Source organism: Vreelandella subterranea, from assembly GCF_900111305.1.
GTDB lineage: Bacteria > Pseudomonadota > Gammaproteobacteria > Pseudomonadales > Halomonadaceae > Vreelandella > Vreelandella subterranea.
The window spans coordinates 136,401-157,528 of sequence record NZ_FOGS01000001.1 but is presented as its reverse complement, the minus strand read 5'-3'; the positions used below and the strand labels follow the sequence as shown (position 1 = coordinate 157,528).

Below are 21,128 nucleotides of genomic sequence, written 5' to 3'. Positions count from 1 at the left end.
AGTCCGCCGGGTATTCGGTGACTCAGAAGTCGGAAAGATGACGAAAACAATAAAATTCTTGTCCTTGAAGACAGTTTTTTGATCAATAAGTTAAGTGCCTAGGGCGACTTAGTCGGCACGCTTATTGCTTGAAATAACCTCAGACCGTGAGGGTTTTCTGGGAAGCAGGATGACACTGAGGAGAGACCAATGACGAAAACAACCTCTCAAATGGTAGATCGAGACGGGCTGATTGAGCTGAACGTGGGGGACGACGTTCGTTCCAGTTCGCGTTTCAATGAGGACATTGCACCCACGCAAGCAAGCGAGCGAACCTGGTCAAAATGGAATATCGCCGCGCTTTGGGTGGGAATGGCGATTTGCGTACCCACCTATACGCTGGGGGGCGTGTTAACGGCCTACTTCGGCTTGAGCGTTGGTGAGGCGCTGTTCGCGATATTACTCGCCAATGTGATTGTCTTGATTCCGCTGACGCTCAACGCCTTTCCGGGGACGAAATTCGGGATTCCTTTCCCCGTAGTCCTGCGCTCCTCGTTCGGGATCTTTGGCTCCAACGTACCGTGTCTGGTGCGCGCCCTGGTCGGATGCGGATGGTTTGGTATCCAGACCATGTTTGGCGGGCTGGCCATTCATCTTTTGCTCTCGGAACTGATACCGGCCTGGGCGGCGCTGGGGGGCGTCGGTGAGGTCATCGGTTTCTTCGTGTTTGGCGCGATGAACCTGTACGTAGTGATTCGCGGTGCGGAATCGATCAAATGGCTGGAAACGCTGGCTGCGCCTTTGCTGCTGGCGGTGGGTATCGGTTTGATGGTGTGGGCCTGGCCGCACACTTCGATGACCGAGCTGCTGGCGCAGCCGCCATCGCGTCCTGAAGGGGCGTCGGTGTATGGCTACTTCTTTGCCGGGTTAACTGCCATGGTGGGCTTCTGGGCCACGCTGTCGCTGAATATTCCTGACTTCAGTCGCTTTGCCAAAAGCCAGAAAGACCAGATTGCCGGGCAGGTGATCGGCCTGCCGCTGACGATGTTTTTCTTTGCCTCGCTGGGTGTGGTGATGACCGCTGCCTCTGAGTCGCTGGTAGGGCAAACGATTGCCGATCCGGTCAATCTGATTGGCATGATCGATAGCCCGTTTTGGGTCGTATTGGCGATGTTGTTGATTATCGTCGCAACCCTATCGACGAATACGGCGGCGAACATTGTTTCACCCACCAACGATTTCCAGAATATTGCGCCCAAATTGATCAACCAGACTCGAGGCGTTCTTCTAACTGGCGCGGTGGGTGTGCTGCTGATGGGTTACGACCTGCTACAAAAAGCGGGCATCATTCCCCCGGGGGTATCGCTTGAACAGATGTACTCCAACTGGCTGCTGGGGTATTCCAGCCTGCTGGGCCCGATCGCCGGTATCATGGCCGTGGATTACTTCCTGATTAAAAAGCAGCGTCTGGATGTGCCCAGCCTGTATATGGACAGCCATGCGTATCCGGCTGTCAATATTGCCGGTTTTATCGCCTTTGGCGTGCCCGTGGCGCTGACACTGATTTCGCTGACCACCGGCACGATGTACTGGTTCTATGACTACGGCTGGTTTACCGGCTCGGCGCTTGGCGCGATCGTTTACTATGTCGCCAGTCAGGTGTTTTCCTCCGCACCGTCGGTGGGGCCGTCGCCGGTGGCGGACAAGGAGCCCGCCGAGCAACTCCCCTAGTCGCGCACTTTACCAAGATGCCTCACCAACACCCGGCTAGATGCCGGGTGTTGGCGTTTGTGGCGTATCGATGAAGTTTAAAAAGGCGTCAACGACACGGTTGGGGCGGCGGTCGCGGCGGGCAATGAGCACAAAGGGGATACGGTAGTGCTGGCTTGTGCTGTTCAGGGCGCGCATTTTGCCTGCCGAGACCCATTGATCCGCGACGTGCTCGGGAAGAAAACCAATAAAACGTCCGGTGAGAATCAAAAATGCCGCGCCCTCACGGTCAGACGCAGAGGCGCGCAGGTTGAGGGCATCGTGGGCCTGGCGTGCCTCAGCGGGCAGTGGATAGCGGGGCGATATGGCGGGATGGTACGCAAGCTCGGCCAGCGTGAGGCGATCGCTGGCCTTATCGAACAACGGGTGCCCCACCGAGCAGTACAGGAAGGAAGGTTCATCGTAGAGATGCTGAGTATCCAGGCTGGTGGGCAGGTTGACCGCGGGCACGACCCCGACATGCAGGTGGCCATCCATCACGCTGCGAATCACCGCATCCGAGGGCTCCATGTGTATGTTCAGCGTGACATCGTGCTCCGGGGCGCTGAGCCTGGCCAATGCATGGGTGACATTCATGGCGGGTAGCGTCACCAGGTTGTCGGTAATGCCGATATTCAGCTCGCCCCTGATGGTGTGATGCAGCGCGTTGACATCACTTTTGAAGGTTTCCAGCGCGGAAATCAGCGTCAGGCCTGCCTGATAAATCTCCTTGCCTTCTTCGGTCAGGCTGAACCCGCCACGTCCTCGCTGACACAGCGAAAAGCCCAGCCGCCCTTCCAGGTCGCTCATATGCTGGCTGATTGCTGACCGGCTGATGCCCAGCGTGGTCTCGGCCGCCGTAAAGCCACCGCACTCCACCACCGTTTGAAAAACACGAATCAGACGAATCTCATAGTCGCTCATTTGACCAAGCGCGGGCATATCAAGCTCTCATGGCGGGTAATCAGTTGATTTAATGATAGAGGAATCGAAAAAGGCCGATGTACTTTTCAAAAATAGTTCTTCAATATCATCGACGTTTGAGCTTATGTTAGGACGGTTCTGTTTGTTTAGTGCCACTTTATGACAAGGCGCCCGCGCAATGCCACAACCTGTTACCCCGTTATCGGCCGATTTGGCGAAGAAGTATCGCCAGCAGCGCCGTGGTGCTTTAACGCTTTACGGGGTGGCGCTGTTGCTGCTCCTGAGTATCTTTGTGTGGGTACTCTACGAACAGTATCGACAGGAAATTCAAGCTCTTGAAACGCGCAACGCGGCCCGTGCCGATGTCGTGACCGAGTGGGCGAAAGGCGTTTTCGCGCAGAGCGGTCAAGCGCTGTTGAGTATTGCCGAACTTGTGCAGGTGCAGGGCATTCCGCCGCAGGACGCGCCTTCGTCTATTCAGCAGGTGCTACGTAACCGAACGCGTTCCGTCGAATGGATTGATGATATCGGCATTATTGATGCCAACGGTATTGTCCAAGCCAGTGCGCTGCGAGCCAACCTGGTGGGGCTTGATCTCAGCGGCAGCGCGTTTTTTAAAGCCTTTCGTGATCAGGATGATCGCACCAAAATGGTGACGCCGCTCTACTCGGCATTGGATGATGAGCAGTATTACCTCTATCAAGCGCGGCGCTTGACCCGTGACAACGGCGAGTTTGGCGGCATTGCGGTGGCGCGTATATCGCCCCTTGTCTTTGAGCGTGCCCTGAAAAGGCTGGGCTTATCCAGTGGTGAGAGTATTGCGCTGGTGGATAGCGAGCTAAAGCTGATTGCCCGTTTACCCCCCCTTGAGGACCCCATTACCGCCGGGTGGCAGGTGGAAAGCCCCGAGACACGCATGATGCTTGAGCGGGAGGCTGATACATGGTCGCTGCGTTTGACCTCCCCGCTGGATCAGCGCGAACGCCTGTTTCAGATGCAGTGGATAGAAGAGTTGCCGCTGCTCGTGGTCGTAGGCGAGGACGTCCAGCTTCAATTGGCCAACTGGCGACAGCGTGCCGGGATACTGGCAGGCGTGATGCTGCTGATTGCGCTGCTGGGCGCCTGGGGCGTGCGTCACTACCTTAACCGGCTGCGCTTTGAACATCGGTTACACCAAAGTGAAGCGGAACTGCGCATCTCCGCCACGGCCTTCCAGACCCATCTGGGCATGTTGATTGCCGATGCAAACGGCCATGTTTTGAAAGTCAACAACACCTTTACGCGGATTACCGGCTATAGCGAAGACGAGCTGGTGGGTAAAAGCACGCGGATATTGAACTCTGGCCGACATGATGCCGCTTTCTACCGCAAATTATGGCAGCGGGTTCAGGTAGCCGGCAGTTGGGAAGGAGAAATCTGGAGCCGCCGCAAGAATGGCGATGTGTTTCCCGAATGGCTGACCATTAGTGCCGTTTACGACCCGCAAGGCGCCCTGACTCATTACGTGGCCACCATGAGCGACATTAGCGAGAGTAAAGCGGCAGAGCAGGAAATTCACCAGCTGGCGTTTTACGACCCGTTGACCGGGCTTGCCAATCGGCGTCTGTTCATGGATCGCATGGAGGCGGCTTTAAAGGACGTGAATCGTCATGCTCGCTGGGGTGCCTTGCTGTTTATCGATATCGATAACTTCAAGCAAATCAACGATACCCTGGGCCACTACGTTGGTGATCAACTGCTGCAGCATCTCGCCCGTTTAATTGGGCAAACGCTGCGTGAAACGGACACCCTGGCACGGCTGGGGAGCGATGAATTCGCCGTGCTGATCGAAGGCATGAGTCAAAGCCGGGAGCACACTGCTGAACTTGCCGAAAATATCGCGCAGAAACTTCAAGACTTGATTCGACTGCCGGTGATGATCCGGGGCGAGAGCCTTAACGTCACGGCAAGTATCGGGATTACGGTGGTAAACGACCACGCCAGCTCAGTCGATGATTACTTGCAGCAGGCGGACATGGCGCTTTTCCAGGCCAAAAGCAGTGGTCGCTGCGCCTTGAGCTTTTTTGACCCTACCATGCAAGCCGAGTTGTTGGCACGGGTTCGCCTGGAAAACGAACTGAGCCAAGCGTTGGCGAATGAGGAATGGCGGCTGCATTATCAGCCTCAAGTTGACCAGGAGGGCCGCTGCATAGGGGTCGAAGGTCTGCTGCGTTGGCAACATCCCGAACGCGGATTGGTCATGCCTGGCGAGTTCATTCCCCTGCTCGAATCGACCGAGCTGATCAACCCGGTAGGTGATTGGGTGCTGGAGGCGGCCTGTCAGCAATTGGCGCAATGGGCCCATCAGCCTGGGTTTGCCGAGTTGAGCGTGGCGGTCAACGTCAGCCCACTGCAGTTCCGGCAGGTCGATTTCGTCAACAAGGTGGAGTCGATATTGCAGCGCACGGGCGCGCCCAGTCACAGACTGAAACTGGAAGTGACGGAGTCGCTCTTTGTCGAAGAGCGCGATGATGCCCGTGAGAAAATGCGGCAACTCAAGCAGCAGGGCGTGCGTTTTTCGCTGGATGACTATGGTACCGGTTACTCATCGCTGGCCTATTTGGCGCACCTGCCTCTGGATCAGCTAAAAATCGATCAATCCTTTGTCCAACAGGTGATCGACAGCAAGGCGAATGCCGCCATCGTGGAGAGCACCATTGCGCTGGCACAAAGTCTGTCGCTGGAGATCGTGGCCGAAGGCGTCGAGAGCGACGCCCAGCAGGCGTGGCTTTTGGCCCATGGCTGCCAAGCTTACCAAGGCTTCCTGTTCGGGCAGCCCATGCCCCTGGACGTCCTTGAGGCGTGGCTGAGGCATGAGTCCTTAGCTTTTTAAGGTGTCGGCGAGCGCCGCTTTGAGTGACTCCGCGCTGGGCATATGAGGAGAGGATGATTCGGGGGCAATGAGTTCCAGGCGTGAGTCCTGACGCCAGGTGGATGGCGTGACGCTTAGCGTGCCATCTGCGCGGTTGAGCTGTCGCCAGCCATCATGGGTGTGGAAGACGCCCTTGATCCGCACGTCCCGGGAAAGCTCACCGAAATAGGCGGCCAGGCGGTCCAGGTCAAAGCAGTCACTCGGGTGCCAGCGCAAGCCGATACTTGTATAACCCAGCGATGCACCGCTTTCACACTGTGGCGTGCCGGGAGCAGGCGGGAAGTCGAAAAAGCCGCCTTCGAGGCTGGGAGTGGCGGACAGCGGTTGGTGAGCCGCAGGCGTTTCAAGCCCGTCGCGTTGAGCGCTGCCGCTTTCCAGCAGGCGCGCCAGTGGCAGCCGACCATGATCGGCCTCATGGACCCACTTGCGCGGTGGCCAACGTTCAGCAACGAAGGCGTGGGCCGCACTGAGCTGCTCGGCGGTGCTTTGGTCGCGCATGGTCAGGGCAATGGCGTCGGCAATCTCGAGCTGGTCGCGGAAGGTTTCGTGGGCGACCACGCGCGGTTCATCCAGGCGACGCGGGTCAAGCGTCGTCACAATATCGCGTACGTCGACGACACCCTGAAATGCCTCGCTGCGCAGCAGATCCACCAAACCTGCCGGATGGCCAAGCCCTGAGGGCTCGATGATCACCCGGTCGGGTTGGCTGCGAGCCAGTAGGTTGACCAGAGCCGCCTGCATCACGAACGCTAGCTGGCAGCATAGACAGCCACCCGGCAAGCCTTTGACCACCACATCGTCACGTGTTTCGAACATTGCCTGATCGATACCGATCTGGCCAAACTCGTTGACCAGGATCGCCCATTTTTCATCCACAGGCTTCTGCTCGATCAGGCTGTGGATAAGCGTTGTTTTGCCGCTGCCCAGAAAGCCGGTGATGATATGCACCGGCACATTGGCTAACCCTGACACCGTTAGCCGCCGGTCATGTTCATGAAGCGCACCACCTGGACATCGCCATCGGTGGTGAAGTGATGGCGCTCGGGCTTGAGCGGCAAGGCATTGATGATGGCGTTCTTGAGCGCCTGCATATCACCCGGGTGACGACGCAATACCGCACGCAGATCCACCGAATGCTCGTTGCCCAGGCACAGCAGCAGGCGTCCTTCGACGGTGACGCGTACGCGGTTGCAGGTATCGCAGAAATTATGGCTGTGCGGCGAGATAAAGCCGATACGGCTGTTGCTGTCGGCCATGCGGAAATAGCGTGACGGGCCGGGCGTGGTTTCCGGGGTGGCGATCAGCGGATAGCGGGTTTCGATCAGCGCCTGGACATCGTCGCTCGAGTAGAAGGTTTCCGCACGGGAGTGGTCGGAGACGTCGCCCAGCGGCATTTCCTCGATAAAGCTGATATCCAGCCCTTCACGGCGGGCAAAGTCGACCAGATCCAGCACTTCATCTTCATTGCGGCCCTTGAGGATGACCGCGTTGAGCTTGATGCGCTCGAAGCCTGCTTCCTTGGCAGCGAGGATACCATCGATCACCTTGTCCAGGTCGCCGGTGCGGGTGAGCTGCTTGAAACGTTCCGGGTCAAGCGAGTCCAGGCTGATATTGAGGCGCCGCATGCCCCCCGCATAAAGCTGTTTGGCATGCTTGCGCAGGCTGGCGCCGTTGGTGGTCATGGTAAAGTCGTTGAGCCCCGGCATCGTGCCGATCTCATCCACCAGCTGGGTGATGTCACGGCGTACCAGGGGTTCGCCGCCGGTGAGGCGGATTTTCTCGACGCCGAGCTCGGTAAAGGCGCGGGCGACCATGGCCAACTCTTCCAGCGTCAGTACCTGCGCGCGGGGCAGAAAGGTCATCTCCTCGCTCATGCAGTAAACGCAGCGGAAGTCGCAGCGGTCGGTTACCGATATACGCACATAGTTGATGCGGCGGCCAAAGTTGTCGATCAGTTGCTCGGTCATAGCCAGTCCGTTAGTGGTTGTATGCTGACGACCTCACCTGGTTGCGCGCCGTCCTGGTCATCGGCTAACTCTATCAAACAGTTAGCGGCCACCATTGAGGTTAAAATGCCCGACCCCTGGGCACCGGTGCTGCGAACGTGTAGCCGTCCGTCTTTATCATTATGGTAGACGCCACGGAGAAAGTCTGTCCGTTGAAAGCGACTTTTCAGTGTGTCGTCGGCAATCGCCTGGAGTCGGCGCGGTGGCGTCACCGGCCGACCATGAAGCCGTTGCAGCAACGGCACCACGAACTGCAGGAAGGTTACCATGACGGCCACGGGATTGCCGGGGAGGCCGACGAAAGGCGTACGCGCTGCGCCCAGCCAGCCGCAGGCCATGGGACGCCCCGGGCGCAGGGCCACCCGCCAGAACGCCAGCCGCCCAAGGTGCTCGAGGGCATCACGGGTAAAATCGGCATGGCCCACCGACACGCCGCCACTGGAAATCACCAGGTCACTTTTCGCCGCGGCGTCTGCCAGGGTTTCCGTCAGCGCGGTAAAGTCGTCCGGCAAGATGCCAAGGTCAATGACCTCAGCGCCCTGCTCGATGAGCAGCCCCGTCAGGGTAAAGCGGTTGGCGTCGTAAATACCGTCGCCAGGCAGCGGATCGCCAGGGGCCGTGACTTCGTTGCCGGTCGAGAAAATCGCCACCCTGGGGCGCTGATAAACAGGTACTCGCGCCCACCCCAGAGAGGCGGCCAGCCCGAGTGCCGCGGCGTCTAAACGCGTGCCAGCGGGCAGCGCGACGTCGCCGATCGTGATGTCCTCTCCCGCCTGGCGCACGTTCTGGCCACGTTTGACACGCTCGGGCGCTTCAATGACCACGCTGTCGTGATGCTCGACCAACTGCTCACGCATGATGACCGTATCGGTGCCGGGCGGCAGCGGCGCGCCGGTCGTGATACGCACACACTGCCCGGCAGCGACGTTGCCCGCAAACGCCTGCCCGGCAAAGGCATCGCCTACCCGTGCCCAGTGGGTTTGAGCGCTGTTCTCCCAGGCCAGAGCCACACCGTCCATTGCCGCATTAGTGTTCTGCGGTACGTTGATCGTGGCGGTAATGTCTTCCGCAAGGCGTCGACCATGGGCATTCGCGAGGGCGACGCACTCACTGCCCAGGGGCCGTTCGATCAGGGTGGCAAGCGCTGTTCGCGCCTCGCTCACACTGAGCATCTGCTCGCCGAGCTCGAAACAGGACAGCGTCATGTGGCGGCCTTTTTCCCGCTGGCGTCATTGGCAAGCGCTGTTTCCAGGCGAATTTTCTCTTCTTCGGTGTTGAGGTTGGCAAAGGCGTCCGGGCAGTCAGACATATCGACCCTGCACCAGGCATGGCGGGCATACCAACGGTCGATCTTGCGTTCCCCGTCGGCCAGTGTTGTTGCCAGATCCTCTGCCAGGGAGGTGCGAATCAAGGCCACCACGGGGTGCAGGCGTTCACCGTCAAAGGCAACGCCGATATCATGCTCGCCGATGCCCGCCACCATACGCGACACAAGGTCGTTGGGCAGCGCCGGGGAGTCGCAGGGCGCCACCAGCAGCCAGGGCGTTTTCGCCGCCCGTAAGCCACTGTAGATACCCATCAGTGGCCCCTTGAAACCGCCTTCGGCGTCTTCAATGACACGGTCAGCGAACAACTCGTAGGCGTCGCTGTTGCGGTTGGCGTTGATCAGCAGTTCGGCTACCCGGCCATCGAAACGCTGAATGACGTGAGCAATCAACGGCAGGCCAGCAAAGGGTTCGAGGCCTTTATCGCGGCCGCCCATGCGGCGGCCTTCACCGCCGGCGAGAATCATGCCGGTCAGTTGCTTGGTCGAAATCATTGGCGTGCCTCCTGTTTGGCTGCACGGGCGCGGGGCGGGCGTGCGGGGATGGCATCCAGCGTGAGGCGGTGCTGGGCGTTAATGGCCTGAAAATGCTTGCCTTTGGCGCGGGCAATCAGCATCACGCCAAAGCGTTCCGCCAACTCGACGCCTTTTTGGGTCACACCGGAGCGGGAGACCAGCACGCTGATGCCCATCTGGGCGACCTTAAGCACCATTTCTGAGGTGAGTCGCCCCGTGGTATAGAAAATATCCGCATTGGCGCTGTCTGCCTGTTGCAGCCACTGGCGGCCCGCCAGGGTATCCACGGCGTTGTGGCGGCCCACATCTTCCACGAAATCCAGTACGTCGCTTTGCAAGCATAGCGCGCAGCCGTGCACCGCCCCGGCGCTACGGTAGGTTTCATTATAGGCATTGAGATTTTGCAGCAGCGCGTAGAGCGTGGACTGAGCCAGCCGCGTGTCAGGCAGCTTGGTGAGTGCCGTCTGATCGAGGAGCTTGCCGAATACCGTTCCCTGCCCGCAACCGGTGGTGACGGTGCGGGTGCTGAGGCGAGCCTCAAGGTCGTCAGGCAAGTGGCCGGTGACGACCACGGCGGCTTCAACCTCCCAGTCTACCTGAACAACGGAAAGATCCGCCGCGGCGCGCAGCAGCCCCTGATTACGCAGATAGCCCACCACCAGCGCTTCCGGGTCGTCGCCAAGGGTCATCAGCGTGACAATCTCACGCTTGTTGAGATAAACGGTCAAGGCCCGCTCGGCGGCAATGGCCTGTCGGCGGGTATCACCAAATTCGTCTACCACGTCAATCTCGGTGGTGGCCGGTAAGCGGGCTCGGCTTAGCTCCAGGGCGGGCATCCGTGATCCTCATGGTGCATACAAGGTTTGAGTTGACGATGATGGCGCTCAAAAGGCTTACTTGTCTACCTGAACCTTTCGTTCCGAATAAAGCATAAGGGCCGCCGTAATGACCGATAACCTCCGCCCACTGAGTATTACGCTGGTCGCCGAGCATAAGCAGATCAACCGTTTCAGCCAGACACAATGGCGTATCGGTGAGCTGACGCTGGGTGAGCAGGGCCCGCACGTGCTGTTCTTGCAGCTGTTCATGACCGAGCGTGCTGCCTATCGCTTCAACCTGACGGCCGCCACGCCACGGCTGTTCGTGCGTGCCGGGTTTACCGGGCAGGCCCCTGAGCCTGCGGCGATTACAGCGAGTCAGGATGTCGCCGCCGGTTGGATGGATGGCGAGCAGCAGGTGCTGGAAGTGGCGATGCCGATGGCGATCCAGATATGGATCGAAAGCTATCTGGCCCGCCACGGTGAAGCGCCGATGGAAATCCGCAAGAAGAAAAACAAAGGGGCCGGGCGCGCCAAAGAAACGCCCACCAAGGAGAAACCGCAATGAGTCGTTTAGAGCGCTGGTCGCGTATCAAGCGAGGGCTCGAGCCGGACGAGCAACCATCCGCTGTAGACCCCGAGACGAAAGACACCATCAAGTCACCGCTGCCGCCGGATGAAACGGACCGGGCCAACGGGGATGGAGCGGCGGACAGTCATGAAGCAGACGCTACCGAAGCCAGCGAGCCCGTGCGGCCTGCACCGCCCCCGCCCGGTAGCCTGGATGAAACCTTGCCCGACCCCGAGACGCTGGAAGCGGGCAGTGATTTCAGTGGCTACATGGTACCCGGCGTCAGCTCAGCGCTGCGGCGGCGGGCGCTAAAGCGCCTTTGGGCGACCGGGAACTATAACGTTCGCGACGGTCTGGATGACTATGACCTGGACTATCGCCAGCAGTTGAAACCCATGGCCTCGGAGCTGGCAGGCAAGTTGCGGCGGTGGGCCAAAAAAGCCGATGAATCCCTGGCCGACAATGCCGACGACACCCAGAGTGAGCAAGCATCAACAGACATCGATTCGGAGCAGGTATCTTCCGCTGATAGCGATGCGCCCAATCCGCCTGGTTCTGAGAAGGAAGTGGCACAAGACGACCAGTCTGATACCTCTAATACGAAAGCATGAGTTGGCTTTTGACCCTTTCAAAACAATGGCTTGATCGGATACCGAAACAACAGCGTTGAAAGTGCAAGGTGCGTTTTCTTGGCATGGATGACCAAATCGCCATAAGCTGACCGAAGAAATAGCAAAATCTAAAAATGATTTTTATCGCTCTGTACTAATGTTGTGTATTGGTGCAGCCGATATGACAAAATATCTAAAAAATATGATCCACCAATATAATAAAAATGATCCTCTGACCGTGAGAATGCATGAATCAAAGAATCCAGCTGACGTCCCTGGACGACCAGCGTAACGCCGAAGCCAGAGAAGCCGTACGCCAACGCATCTCCTGGCCGGCGAATCTGACGCCCGCCAATGTGACCTACCACAGCCGTGGTCATGCGTTGGTGATTGGTTCGAGCGACGCCGCCGAGAAAGCCGCCCATGCCCTGAAGGGCAGCGGGCTCGCTTCGTTGACCCTGCTGACCCTCAATACCGCCGGTGAATCCCAAGATGCCGGTTCTGAGGACGTTCAGTCGTCCGACGCAGTGCCACAGGGGCATGCCCAGCCGCTTGTCCGCTATGAAATGTCGCCAGGACAGGCCGAGGTGTTAAGTATTTCAGGCCACCTTGGCGCTTTTACTGCCCAGTTTGATAACGACGGCAGCCCGCTTAACCTGGCCCGGGCACTGATCGACCGCGATCATTTTGATCTGGTGCTGGACTTGAGCGCTCGGCCGGTGCTGGCGCGCGAGCTGCCACCCCCGGGCTATGTCATCCTCGACTGGACAGATGTCGAGCGGCGCCATGAGGCGCTGGACAGCGTCGGCGAGTTGATCGGGGAATTCGACAAGCCGCGCTATTTCCAGGTCAACAGTGATCTTTGCGCCCACTCCTCCAGCGGCAACACCGGCTGCACCCGCTGTCTGGATGTGTGCCCCGCCGATGCCATCAGCAGTCACCAGGGGCGCATCGAATCGCAGATCGAGATCGACCCCTATCTGTGTCAGGGCGTCGGCAGCTGCACCAGCGCCTGCCCCACCGGTGCCATTGAATTTCGCCTGCCCGATACACGCCGCCAGCAGGACACGCTCTCAAGCTGGTTGGCCGCCTACCGCGATGCGGGCGGCCAGGTGCCTGTGCTGCGCTTTATCACCCACGATTCCCAGGACGCCGAAAAAGCGGCGGGCATAGTACCCGCCGGGCACGTGCTGGATATTCCCCTGGAAGAACTCGGGGCGGCCGGTCACGACCAGTGGCTGACGGCCCTGGCCAGCGGGGCCGCTGAAGTGCGCATTCAGGCGCATCCCGACATGCCGGCCCGCCTCGGCGCCTTTTTGGATGATCAGGTGAACCAGGCGCAGACACTGCTGACCGCCCTGGGGCACGACCCGGCCCGCGTGCAGCTGCTGGCCGTTGACGATGCCCAGGCGCGCGATGCGTTGCCCACGCTGACCCCGTTGACCGACCAGCCGCTGACGCTGAACGAGCCCAATAAGCGCGCTCGCCTGAACATCGTGCTGGCGCGCCTGAGCGAACTTGGCGAACCCAGCGGCCAGCGCCACGCCATGCCAGAGGGTGCCGCCTATGGTGGCATTCAGGTCGACAGTGATGCCTGCACGCTGTGTCACGCCTGCGTCAGCAGCTGCCCGACATCGGCGCTTTCCTCCGGGGGCAAGGTGCCTTCGCTGAACTTCCGCGAAGCGGATTGCGTGCAGTGCGGGCTTTGCGAGCACGCCTGCCCGGAAGATGCCATTACCCTGACACCCGGCTTTCTGGCCACGGCCGAGCGCGAGACTCGCCATGTGTGCCATGAAGAAGCGCCGTTTGAGTGTATCGGCTGCGGCAAACCCTTTGCCACGGCCAGCACGGTGGCCAACATCAAGGCCAAGCTGGCTGATCACCCCTATTTCGCCGGTGACGCCATGCTGCGCCTGGAGATGTGCGAAGACTGTCGGGTGAAAGACGTATGGAAAACCATGATTCGTGATCCCGACGCCCAATTGAGGATATAAGTCATGACGCACACTGCCCACGAGTTGAACGAGGCCGATGCGTTACGCGCGGATATCTACCGGCTTATCGCCGCGCTACTGCGCGAAGCGCCTACCGAAGAGCTGCTTGGCTGGCTGGCGTCGCTCGATATCGAGCAGGACGGCAGCCGCCTGGCCGAGTGCTGGCGTGGGCTCAGTCAAGCGGCGAACAGCGCTGACGCCGCGGGCCTGAAACGAGCGCACTTCGGTCATCTGGTCGGCGTGATTCAAGGCGATGTAGTGCCCTATGCTTCCTGGTACCGCAACGGTGAGCTCATGGAAGCGGCGCTGGTTGAACTGCGGCGAGACCTTGGCGCGCTGGGTTTCGAACGCAACGAGCACACCCGCGACCCGGAAGATCACTTGGCCGCGCTATGCGAAGTAATGGCCATGCTGGTCGACATGACCAGCGCCGATCAAGCGCAGTTTTTCATGCACCACCTTGCCCCCTGGGCAAGCGATTGTTTTGACGACTTGGGGCAAGTCGACACGGCTTTTTATGCAGCGCTCGGGCAGTTGGGCAGTGCTTTCATGACAAGCGAAGAGGACCGTCTGGCCATTGAGGCGAGTCATACCCCAGTAACTATTATGGAACCTTGACGTGACGCGCTAATGCGTTGATTCGCCCATCGGTGAGCGCGCAGCAGCCATAGCATAAGATAAAACGGCCAAAGGCCATGGCAAGAGAGGAGAGCACCATGCAACAGTCACATAATCCTGAGCGCCGCCGGTTCATGAAAACCGTAGGTCTGGGAACGGCCGCTGCGGGCGCGGCCGCCGCGGTAGGGCATGTCACCCTGGCGCAAGCCGACAGCGCCCCAAGCGACGTTGAAAAACCAACAACCAATTATCGTGAGACCGATCACGTCCGTGCTTTTTACGCGTCCCTGCGTGACTGACGGCGGAATGCCAGGAGAATTGCCATGCGTTTAACTCGCAAAACAGACACTCCCAAAGCACCCGGCCTGGGTATTTCGCGCCGCCAGTTCATTCAGCGAAGCGGCGTGGCGACAGGTGGTGTGGCCGCCCTAGGCTTTATGGGCGCGCCCATGATGCGACGTGCGGAATCGGCGGACAAAACGCCGGTGCTCGACTCCCCCGTGGAAACCAAGCGTACGATCTGCTCGCACTGTTCGGTGGGCTGCGGCGTCTATGCCGAAGTGCAAGAGGGGATCTGGACCAAACAGGAACCGGCCTTTGACCACCCGATCAACCGCGGTGCCCACTGTGCCAAAGGCGCTTCGCTACGCCAGCACGGCCATTCCAGTCGCCGCTTGAAGTACCCCATGAAGCTGGTGGGCGGCGAATGGGAGCGCATGAGCTGGGAAGATGCCGTCAACGAGATTGGCGACAAGCTGCTTGAACTGCGTGAAGAGCACGGCCCGGATAGCGTTTACTGGCTGGGGTCGGCCAAGTTCAACAACGAGCAGGCCTACCTGATGCGCAAGCTGGCGTCGATGTGGGGCACCAACAACACCGACCACCAAGCGCGTATCTGTCACTCCACCACCGTGGCCGGGGTAGCCAATACCTGGGGCTATGGGGCGATGACCAACTCGCTCAACGATACCCATAACAGTAAAGCGATTCTGTTCATCGGGTCGAACCCCTCCGAAGCGCACCCGGTGGCGATGCAGCACTTCCTGATTGCCAAGGAGCGTAACAACTGCCAGATCATCGTGGCCGACCCGCGCTTCACGCGTACGGCCGCCAAGGCCAATAAATACGTGCGGCTGCGCCCGGGTTCCGACGTGGCCTACGTGTGGGGCCTGCTGTGGCACATCTTTGAAAACGGCTGGGAAGACAGCGAGTACATCAACCAGCGCGTTTACGGCATGGACGACGTGCGCGCGGAAGTGGCCAACTTCCCGCCGAACGTGGTCGAAGACATCACCGGCGTCAGCGAACAGGACATGTTCGACGTTGCCAAGACCCTTTCCGAGAACCGTCCGGGGTGTGTCGTCTGGTGCATGGGTGGTACCCAGCACACCACGGGTAACAACAACACCCGCGCCTACTGCATTCTCGAGCTGGCGCTGGGTAACATCGGCGTGGCCGGTGGCGGTGCCAACATTCTGCGCGGTCACGACAATGTCCAGGGTGCTACCGACCTGGGGCTGGGTTCCGATTCGCTGCCGGGCTACTACGGCCTGGCGGAAGGCGCCTGGCAGCACTGGGCCAACGTCTGGAACGTTGACTATGAGTGGCTGCAAGGGCGCTTCGACGATAGCGAGTACGCCGACGGCAAGCCCATGAACAGTGCCGGTATTACCGTATCGCGCTGGGTTGACGGGGTGCTGGAAGAAGACGAGAACATCTCCCAGCGCACCGCCCTCAAGGCCATGTTCTATTGGGGGCACGCGGTCAACTCCCAGACTCGCGGCGTGGAAATGCAGCAGGCGATGAAAAAGCTCGAAATGATGGTCATCGTCGACCCGTACCCGACCGTTGCGGCCGTCATGCACGACCGCACCGACGGTGTGTACCTGCTGCCGGCCGCGACCCAGTTCGAAACCACCGGCAGCGTGACGGCGACCAACCGTTCCCTGCAGTGGCGCGACAAGGTCATCGACCCGCTGTTCGAGTCCAAGCCCGACCACGAGATCATGTATCTGTTCGCGCGCAAGCTCGGGTTTGGTGACGAGCTGGTCGCCAACTACGAGATGAACGGCGACGAACCGCTGATCGAAGATATTCTGCGCGAAATCAACAGTGGCATGTGGACCGTCGGCTACACCGGCCAGAGCCCGGAACGCCTCAAGGAACACCAGCAAAACTGGCACACCTTCAGCTTTGAAAACCTGCGTGCCGAAGGCGGCCCGGCGGATGGCGATTATTACGGTTTGCCCTGGCCCTGCTGGGGAACGGCCGAGTTCAATCATCCTGGCTCGCCCAATCTTTATGATCCAAGCGTACCGGTGATGGAAGGCGGCATGGGCTTCCGCGCTCGGTTTGGCATCGAGCGGGACGGCGTCAACCTGCTGGCCGAAGGCTCAGCGCCGGTTAACGGCGATATCGACGACGGCTATCCAGAGTTCAACGACCAGCTGCTGAAAGACCTTGGCTGGTGGAACGACCTCACCGACGCAGAGAAACAAGCGGCGGAAGGCAAGAACTGGAAGACCGATCTGTCCGGCGGTATTCAGCGTGTCGCCATCGAGCATGGCTGCGCCCCTTATGGTAACGCCAAGGCGCGGGCGGTGGTCTGGACCTTCCCGGATGAAGTGCCCAAGCACCGCGAGCCGCTCTACTCGACCCGCCGTGACCTGGTCGATAAATACCCGACCTGGGACGACTTTGATTCCATCATGCGACTGCCGACCATGTACAAGAGCGTACAGGACGGTGCCCCCTCGGTGGATGACTATCCGATCATCCTCACCTCCGGGCGCCTGGTCGAATACGAAGGCGGCGGTGAAGAAACACGTTCCATGTCGTGGCTGGCTGAGCTTCAGCAAGAAATGTTCGTGGAGATCAACCCGGCCGATGCCAATGATATTGGCATCAGCGACGGCGATGACGTGTGGGTCGAAGGGGCCGAAGGCGGCCGCGTGAAAGTCAAGGCGATGGTGACCCGGCGCGTGGACCGCAAGGTGGCCTTCATGCCGTTCCACTTTGGCGGCATGTTCCAAGGCGAAAGCCTGGAGAGTGTTTACCCTGAAGGCACCGCCCCCTACGTCATTGGCGAAGCGGCCAACACCGCGACCACTTATGGCTACGACCCGGTGACACTGATGCAAGAAACCAAGTGCACCATCTGCCGCATCGAGCGTGCCTGAGGCTCGCCTAGACCTGACAGCATCCACGGTGCGGGCGACATCCCGCACCGTATAAGGAGAACACCATGGCTCAAATGAAATTTATGTGTGACGCCGAGCGCTGCATCGAATGCAACGGCTGCGTGACCGCCTGTAAAAATGCCAATGATGTCGAATGGGGCATTCAGCGTCGGCGTGTTGTGACGCTGAATGACGGCGAAGCCGATGAAATGTCCATTTCGGTTGCCTGCATGCACTGTGACGATGCGCCCTGTATGGCGGTGTGCCCCACCGACTGCTTCTATAAAACGGACGACGGCATCGTCTTGCACGACAAGGACCTGTGTATCGGCTGTGGCTACTGCCTTTACGCCTGCCCGTTCGGCGCCCCGCAGTTCCCGCAGCAGGACGCCTTCGGCGAGCGCGGCAAGATGGACAAATGTACCTTCTGCGCGGGTGGCCCCGCCGAAAGCAAGGAAGAGGAGTACGAGAAGTACGGCGCCAACCGCATCGCAGAAGGCAAGCTGCCGCTGTGCGCGGAGATGTGCTCGACCAAGGCGCTGCTGGCAGGCGACGCTCAGGATGTGGCGGATATTTTCCGTCAGCGCGTGGTGCATCGTGGCCACGAAGATGGTGCATGGTCCAACAACCCCCAGGCCAGTGCCGACAACCTAGCCTATGATGCTGCCCGTAAAGGGTAAGGAGGCTTTCCATGAACCAGTTGACTGCTCAGGCACCCGGTGGGGTGCCGCACCTTCGCTACTGGCAAGGGGTTTGGCGCTGGCTATTGTTGGCCTTTGCTCTGGTCCTAAGTCTTGGCATTACCCAGGTGGCGCATGCCCAGGCTGACCCTGATCGTGAAATGAGCACGGCAGCCCCGGGTATCGACGCGGACCAGTGGCGGCAAGTGCGCAGCGGCGAGACCGGGCCAAACTACCGCGACTCGCGTTATGAAAGTAATTACAACCTGATCAACTCAAGCGGTGAAACCTGGCGTCAGTGGCGTAACCGCTGGGTGTCACCCTTCGGGTTGATCGTAATTGGTGGCATGATCGGGATCATTACGCTGTTCTACCTGATCATTGGTCGCAAGCACCTTGAAGAGCCGCGATCGGGGCGCAAGCTGTTCCGCTGGCCGCTTTTCATGCGTGCCTTGCACTGGTCGGTAGCGTCGCTGTTTATCGTGCTGGCCCTCACCGGTCTCAATCTGTTGTTTGGCAAGTTCGTCTTCCGTGGCCTGTTTGGCGATGCCTTCTGGGGATGGATGGTCTCTTCCTCCAAGGTGTTGCACAACTACCTTGGCCCGATCTTCGGTGTGCTGTTGATCGTCTTGCTGGTCAGTCTGATCAAGGACAACATGCCCAAAAAGCACGATTTGGAATGGTTCAAGAAGGGCGGTGGCCTGGTCGGTAAGGGGCATGTCGATGCCGGTTTTGCCAACGGTGGCGAAAAAGCCTGGTACTGGCTGTTGGCCACGGTGGGGCTCTTGGTGGTGGCCAGTGGTTTCGTGCTCGATTTCCCCAACTTCGGTCAGGGGCGCGACACCATGCAGTGGGCAAATATTGTTCATGCAGTGGGCGCCTTGGGGCTGACGGCCGTTTCCATCGGGCACATCTACATCGGTACCCTGGGTACGGAAGGCTCGCTGGAAGGCATGACCACCGGCTATGTCGATGAAACCTGGGCCAAGGAGCACCACAATCTGTGGTACGAAGAGGTCAAGGACCAGGCGGTCTCCGAGCAGGAGCTGGCTGACCGGAAAGCCTCAAAAGACGCAGGTGAATCACCCGCTCCTCGCTCCTCGTAAGGCGCGCTGGAATGTTGCAAAAGACACCGCCTACGGGCGGTGTCTTTTGTTATGCTGAGCTTAATTTTACACCATAGAGGTCACAGAGATGGACAAGTTTGACGATACCACCCGTACCGAGCTTGAAGCCGCTGCGTTTCGCCGCCTGTTACAGCACCTGGATGACAATAAAGACGTGCAGAATATCGACCTGATGATTCTGGCCGACTTCTGCCGTAACTGCCTGTCCAAATGGCTGGTGAGTGCGGCAGAAGCGCGGGGTGAACAGCTGACTTACGAAGAAGCCCGCGAATACGTTTACGGTATGCCTTACAGCGAATGGAAAGAACTCTATCAGCCGCCTGCAACCCCCGAGCAGATGGCGGCCTGGGAAGCCCACCACGCGAAAAAGAAAGCTGCGAAGCAGGAGTGAAGGCGATGGCAGAGGCAATGATTCCTTTATCGATCGCGGTGTTAACCGTTTCGGATACGCGCACGGAGGAGACGGACCGCAGTGGCCAGGCCCTGGTCGAACACCTCTCTGAAGCCGGTCATCATCTGGTGGAAAAGCGTATCGTACCCGACGATGTGTATACCATCCGTGCCGTCGTCGCCCAGTGGATTGCCGATCGTAACGTGCAGGTGGTCATTACCACCGGTGGCACTGGCTTTACCGGCCGCGACTCCACCCCCGAGGCCGTCAGCGTGCTGTTGGATAAGCACATCGAAGGCTTTGGCGAACGCTTCCGCCAGCTCAGCGGCGACGAGATTGGCAGCTCCACCATCCAAAGTCGCTGTTTGGGCGGGCTGGCCAATGCCACGGTAATCTTCTGCCTGCCGGGCTCCACCGGCGCCTGTCGCACCGGCTGGGACGGCATTCTGGCCGAACAGCTCGACAGCCGCCACAAGCCCTGCAACTTCGCCAACCTGGTCATCCCCGAGCGAGGCCAGCATGGCTGAGCTGCACGTCATCGATGACGCTCTGGCCGCGCTGCTGGCGGATATCACGCCCGTGACGGCGGAGCGAGTGGCGCTTCCCGACGCCGCCGGGCGGGTGCTGGCTGAAGACGTTACCGCACAGCTTGATGTGCCGCCGTATACCAACAGCGCCATGGATGGCTACGCGCTGCGGGCAGCGGATGCCGGGCAGCGGTTGCCAGTCAGCCAGCGTATCGCGGCGGGCACGCCTGCCATGCCGCTGGCGCCAGGCAGCTGTGCGCGCATTTTCACCGGCGGTGAAATTCCCCCGGGGGCCGACTGCGTGGTCATGCAGGAGCGCGTCGAGGTGGAGGGCGATGCTGCCATCATTCCAGCGGATATTCCCGCTGGCGACAATGTGCGTCTGAAAGGGCGCGATGTGCGCCAGGGGGATGTACTGCTGAGCGCCGGTGAGCGTCTGGAAGCCGCCGCCCTCGGTCATCTGGCCGGGCAGGGGGTCACGGAGGTGGCCGTCCGCCGTCGGCCGCGGGTAGCGCTGCTGTCTACCGGCGACGAAGTGATTGACCCCGGGACGCCGCTCAAGCCGGGGCAGCTGTATAACTCCAACCGTCCCATGCTCACGCGCTTGCTTGCCACCTTTGGCGCTGAGGTGGTGAGCCAGATCAGCGTGCCCGACGATGCTGAGCGCACCCGGGAACTGCTCGCCCAGGCGGCGGAAGACGCCGACGTGGTGGTCAGCACCGGCGGGGTGAGTGTCGGCGAAGAGGATCACGTGAAAGCCTCGCTCGAGGCACTGGGTGAGCTCACGATGTGGAAGCTCGCCATTCGGCCGGGCAAGCCGCTGGCGCTGGGCCATCTACCGCGGCGCCAAGGCGGGCAGGCGCACTTTGTCGGGTTGCCCGGTAATCCCGTTTCCGGGTTTGTCGGCGCCTGGCTGTTTTTACGCCCCTTGATGGGCGCGCTATTAAACTGCCCCGACTTGGCCGCGCTGCCCTGCGTTACCGCACGGGCTGAGTTTTCGACGTCCACCGGCCCGCGACAGCACTACATGCGCGTGACCCTGACGTTTGACGCCGAGGGCGCCCACGCCAGGGCGTTTGATGACCAGAACTCGTCGGTGCTTTCCTCGTGCATTCAGGCCAATGCGCTGGCGGTGATCCCGCCTCACCGCGATATCGCCCAGGGGGATTCCATCAGCTGTTTATGGCTGATGGGCTGAAGGTG

Annotated in this window: 19 protein-coding genes; 13 read left to right on the top strand and 6 right to left on the bottom strand. The window is 60.0% G+C overall.

From position 1 onward, the window contains the following. Positions 1–189 precede the first annotated feature (189 nt). The gene (locus BMX75_RS00725; protein WP_092824366.1) at positions 190–1,710 is read left to right on the top strand and encodes an NCS1 family nucleobase:cation symporter-1; all 1,521 of its coding nucleotides are present in this window, start codon (positions 190–192) and stop codon (positions 1,708–1,710) included. Positions 1,711–1,746: 36 nt separating this feature from the next. On the opposite strand, the gene BMX75_RS00720 is transcribed toward BMX75_RS00725, so the two are convergent. Then, positions 1,747–2,670, bottom strand: coding sequence for a LysR family transcriptional regulator (locus BMX75_RS00720; protein WP_092824364.1), 924 nt, complete (start codon positions 2,668–2,670; stop codon positions 1,747–1,749). Between the two features lie 160 nt (positions 2,671–2,830). Here BMX75_RS00720 and BMX75_RS00715 point away from each other — a divergent pair, with 160 nt between their 5' ends. Next, entirely contained in the window at positions 2,831–5,524 is a 2,694-nt protein-coding gene (locus BMX75_RS00715) for a bifunctional diguanylate cyclase/phosphodiesterase (protein ID WP_092824362.1), read from the top strand. Here BMX75_RS00715 and BMX75_RS00710 read toward each other — a convergent pair. Genes BMX75_RS00710 through BMX75_RS00690 form a run of 5 tightly spaced genes read right to left on the bottom strand, consistent with a single transcriptional unit; the run spans position 5,513 to position 10,245 of the window. Next, a complete protein-coding gene (locus BMX75_RS00710) occupies positions 5,513–6,535 on the bottom strand; it encodes a CobW family GTP-binding protein (RefSeq protein WP_092824360.1) in 1,023 nt (340 codons plus the stop codon). The two genes, BMX75_RS00715 and BMX75_RS00710, sit on opposite strands and share 12 nt — an antisense overlap. A gap of 2 nt (positions 6,536–6,537) precedes the next feature. Next, entirely contained in the window at positions 6,538–7,530 is a 993-nt protein-coding gene (gene moaA / locus BMX75_RS00705; RefSeq protein WP_092824358.1) for a GTP 3',8-cyclase MoaA, read from the bottom strand. Further along, positions 7,527–8,774, bottom strand: a complete 1,248-nt coding sequence (moeA, locus tag BMX75_RS00700; protein WP_092824356.1) for a molybdopterin molybdotransferase MoeA — start codon at positions 8,772–8,774, stop codon at positions 7,527–7,529. Before moeA ends, moaA begins: the two co-directional genes overlap by 4 nt. After that, positions 8,771–9,388 carry a molybdenum cofactor guanylyltransferase MobA gene (gene mobA / locus BMX75_RS00695; RefSeq protein WP_092824354.1) on the bottom strand — a complete coding sequence of 206 codons (618 nt, stop codon included), beginning with the start codon at positions 9,386–9,388 and terminating at the stop codon, positions 8,771–8,773. Before mobA ends, moeA begins: the two co-directional genes overlap by 4 nt. After that, a complete protein-coding gene (locus tag BMX75_RS00690) occupies positions 9,385–10,245 on the bottom strand; it encodes a formate dehydrogenase accessory sulfurtransferase FdhD (protein WP_092824352.1) in 861 nt (286 codons plus the stop codon). Before BMX75_RS00690 ends, mobA begins: the two co-directional genes overlap by 4 nt. Before the next feature lie 109 nt (positions 10,246–10,354). Between BMX75_RS00690 and BMX75_RS00685 the strand changes: the two genes are divergently transcribed. From BMX75_RS00685 to BMX75_RS00635, 11 genes are all read left to right on the top strand, one after another. After that, on the top strand, positions 10,355–10,795 hold the full coding sequence (locus BMX75_RS00685; protein WP_092824350.1) for a DUF3305 domain-containing protein: 441 nt from the start codon (positions 10,355–10,357) through the stop codon (positions 10,793–10,795). Beyond that, positions 10,792–11,409 carry a DUF3306 domain-containing protein gene (locus BMX75_RS00680; RefSeq protein WP_092824348.1) on the top strand — a complete coding sequence of 206 codons (618 nt, stop codon included), beginning with the start codon at positions 10,792–10,794 and terminating at the stop codon, positions 11,407–11,409. Before BMX75_RS00685 ends, BMX75_RS00680 begins: the two co-directional genes overlap by 4 nt. Before the next feature lie 248 nt (positions 11,410–11,657). Further along, positions 11,658–13,403 carry a 4Fe-4S dicluster domain-containing protein gene (locus tag BMX75_RS00675; RefSeq protein WP_092824346.1) on the top strand — a complete coding sequence of 582 codons (1,746 nt, stop codon included), beginning with the start codon at positions 11,658–11,660 and terminating at the stop codon, positions 13,401–13,403. 3 nt (positions 13,404–13,406) lie between these two features. Continuing rightward, positions 13,407–14,021 (top strand): TorD/DmsD family molecular chaperone, encoded by a 615-nt coding sequence (locus BMX75_RS00670; RefSeq protein ID WP_092824344.1) that lies wholly within the window; start codon positions 13,407–13,409, stop codon positions 14,019–14,021. Positions 14,022–14,119: 98 nt separating this feature from the next. After that, on the top strand, positions 14,120–14,320 hold the full coding sequence (locus BMX75_RS00665) for a twin-arginine translocation signal domain-containing protein (RefSeq protein ID WP_092824342.1): 201 nt from the start codon (positions 14,120–14,122) through the stop codon (positions 14,318–14,320). 24 nt (positions 14,321–14,344) lie between these two features. Then, complete coding sequence (locus BMX75_RS00660) at positions 14,345–17,200, top strand: formate dehydrogenase subunit alpha (RefSeq protein WP_092824340.1); 2,856 nt, start codon at positions 14,345–14,347, stop codon at positions 17,198–17,200. A 65-nt stretch (positions 17,201–17,265) separates the two neighbouring features. Further along, positions 17,266–17,880, top strand: coding sequence for a formate dehydrogenase FDH3 subunit beta (gene fdh3B / locus BMX75_RS00655; RefSeq protein ID WP_085918948.1), 615 nt, complete (start codon positions 17,266–17,268; stop codon positions 17,878–17,880). Positions 17,881–17,891: 11 nt separating this feature from the next. Further along, a complete protein-coding gene (locus BMX75_RS00650) occupies positions 17,892–18,986 on the top strand; it encodes a formate dehydrogenase subunit gamma (RefSeq protein WP_092824338.1) in 1,095 nt (364 codons plus the stop codon). Positions 18,987–19,074: 88 nt separating this feature from the next. Then, positions 19,075–19,398 (top strand): DUF1244 domain-containing protein, encoded by a 324-nt coding sequence (locus tag BMX75_RS00645; RefSeq protein WP_092824335.1) that lies wholly within the window; start codon positions 19,075–19,077, stop codon positions 19,396–19,398. A gap of 5 nt (positions 19,399–19,403) precedes the next feature. Continuing rightward, on the top strand, positions 19,404–19,925 hold the full coding sequence (gene moaB, locus BMX75_RS00640; RefSeq protein ID WP_092824333.1) for a molybdenum cofactor biosynthesis protein B: 522 nt from the start codon (positions 19,404–19,406) through the stop codon (positions 19,923–19,925). Beyond that, positions 19,918–21,123 carry a molybdopterin molybdotransferase MoeA gene (locus BMX75_RS00635; RefSeq protein ID WP_092824331.1) on the top strand — a complete coding sequence of 402 codons (1,206 nt, stop codon included), beginning with the start codon at positions 19,918–19,920 and terminating at the stop codon, positions 21,121–21,123. Before moaB ends, BMX75_RS00635 begins: the two co-directional genes overlap by 8 nt. Positions 21,124–21,128 lie beyond the last annotated feature (5 nt).